Here is a 2,352-nt window from a genome sequence, read left to right on the forward strand (position 1 = left end):
TATCACTCTAATTCTTTTTTTATCTGGATATTGCTTTTTCAATGTATATCCAAGTGCATATCCAAGTTTTAGAGCTAACTCTACAGTTAGTTCTCTATTGGCTTCTCCTCTTATTCCATCTGTTCCAAAGTATTTTCTCATCAGTTTCTTCCCCCTTTATAAATCAACTATTTATCTTATCATTATTTTTGATTCATTATTTTAAAATTATATTACAAATTTTATCCACCATCTCCAGATCTAAATCACTGTATAATGGTAATGTTAATACCCTATCAGCTATATAAGCTGCCACTGGAGTTTCATTTAAATTAAATTTTTTCTTATAGCACTCAAAATCATTTACCAAAGGATAAAAATATTTTCTTGAAATTATATTGTTCTCTTTTAATTTTTCAAAGACTTCATCTCTAGTATATTTGTAGTTTTCAAAAACCACTGGAAAATAAGAAAAATTTTCTTTTACTTTTGCCTGAGATTTTTGTAGTGTAATCCCCTCTATATTTTGAAGATTTTCTCTATATCTTTCCACTACTTTTTTTCTTTTTAAAATCTCTTTATCTACATGTCTTAAATTACAAATACCCATAGCTGCCTGAAATTCATTCATTTTTGCATTTCCGCCTATATATTCCACTGTTTCAAGCCCTGTTATTCCAAAATTTTTAATATCATAAAGTATCTTGTTTAATTCTGAGTTACTATAAGTTACCGCTCCCCCTTCTATTGTATTAAATACTTTTGTTGCATGGAAACTAAACATTGATGCATCACCAAAATTCCCTATTCCCACTCCATTAAATTCTACTCCAAAAGCGTGAGCTGCATCATAAATAACTTTCAAGTTATATTTTTTAGCAATTTTATCAATCTCTTCCAAATTACAAACATTTCCATATACATGAACTGGTAAAATAGCACATGTATCTTCAGTTATTAAACTCTCTATTTTAGTTACATCCAATGTATAATCCTCTTTGTTTATATCACAAAATACCGGTTTCAATCCACTTCTAACGATTGCATGACTTGTGGATACAAATGTAAATGGAGTAGTTATAACTTCACCTTTTAAATTCATTCCAGCTAAAATACACTCCAATCCTAAATGACCATTTGTAAATAAAGTTATATTATCTGTTTTTAGATAACCTCGTAGCTGTTTCTCTAACTCTTTATGTTTAACTCCCATATTAGTTAACCAATGACTTTCCCAAAGCTCTTTTATCTCTTCACAATATTCATCATACTTTGGCATTGATGACTGCGTTACTAATGTCTGCTTTTCCTTATTCATATTCCTCCCAATTTTATAGGAATTTTTCTCCAACTTCAATTCCTTCATTTGATTCTAGCTCTATTTCAACATACTTTCCCTCTTTTTTTATCAATATACAATTTTCATATTTTAAAATTATTGTATTGTCATCATATGAAAAGAACAATCTATCTAAGACACCATTGTCTATAATTTTTATTTTTTTACAACAATACTCTTTTTCGTTAAAAACATATTTTGCATACATTCCATTTATTCCAAATGCTCTTATTTTATTTTTTATTATGTTTAATGTATCCCCTTTGTTTATGATACTATCAGTAGATTTTCTTGTGTAATAAATTGTTTCATCAATTTTTTCAAAGTTTAACTTGAGTGCCTTTTCAAAAACTTCTCCCTCCATTAAAAATGAAATTTGATAGATTAATCCTAAACTCATGTCCTCTGTTATGGGTATCTCTATGCTTGTTATAACATCTCCTGTATCTATCCCATTATCCATTAAATGACATGAAACTCCATGTTTTCTTCCATATAAAATCGCTCCATTTATTGGATGCTTTCCCTTTAAATCTGGTAATAATGATGGATGTATATTTATAAATTTTTGATTTCCCTTTTTCAAATTATCTATAGGCAATATATATGGACAACCATTTGATACTAAACAATCAAACTCCACTTTCTCTATCTCTTTTATTAAATGCTCTTTTGATTCAATAGCTATAAATTCTTCCATGTTTTCTTTTAAAAATTTTTCAAGATATGAATTTTTAATTGCAAAAATTTTTACAATTTCACAACTCTTCTGTCGCATTTTTTTTAATACTTCCGCTCTATTACCTACAAATATATATTTCATAATTTTTTTATTTAATGAATACAGGTGTATTTATTAATTTTTCCTCCTTTTTATTTTATTTACTCCTCTAATATTTTAAAGATATTCTCTACAATATACTCCATATCTTTAGTTGTATATCTTTGGTCACAAGGAATAGGTAAAATATTTTTGGCAAATTCATACTCTATTGTTTTTAATGAGTTCTCTTTAATTACATTGGGCCAAAGAG

Annotated in this window: 2 protein-coding genes and 1 pseudogene; all 3 read right to left on the minus strand. The window is 27.6% G+C overall.

Going from position 1 to position 2,352, the window contains the following annotated elements:
• Positions 1-141 (minus strand): annotated as a pseudogene (locus ACMOUI_RS02955) (phosphoglucosamine mutase); the annotation flags it as partial.
• A 55-nt stretch (positions 142-196) separates the two neighbouring features.
• The gene (locus ACMOUI_RS02960; protein WP_418964258.1) at positions 197-1,297 is read right to left on the minus strand and encodes a DegT/DnrJ/EryC1/StrS family aminotransferase; all 1,101 of its coding nucleotides are present in this window, start codon (positions 1,295-1,297) and stop codon (positions 197-199) included.
• 13 nt (positions 1,298-1,310) lie between these two features.
• A complete protein-coding gene (locus ACMOUI_RS02965; RefSeq protein ID WP_418964259.1) occupies positions 1,311-2,018 on the minus strand; it encodes a formyltransferase family protein in 708 nt (235 codons plus the stop codon).
• Positions 2,019-2,352 lie beyond the last annotated feature (334 nt).

The sequence above is a fragment of the Cetobacterium sp. genome (genome assembly GCF_048470075.1).
Taxonomy (GTDB): Bacteria; Fusobacteriota; Fusobacteriia; order Fusobacteriales; family Fusobacteriaceae; genus Cetobacterium_A.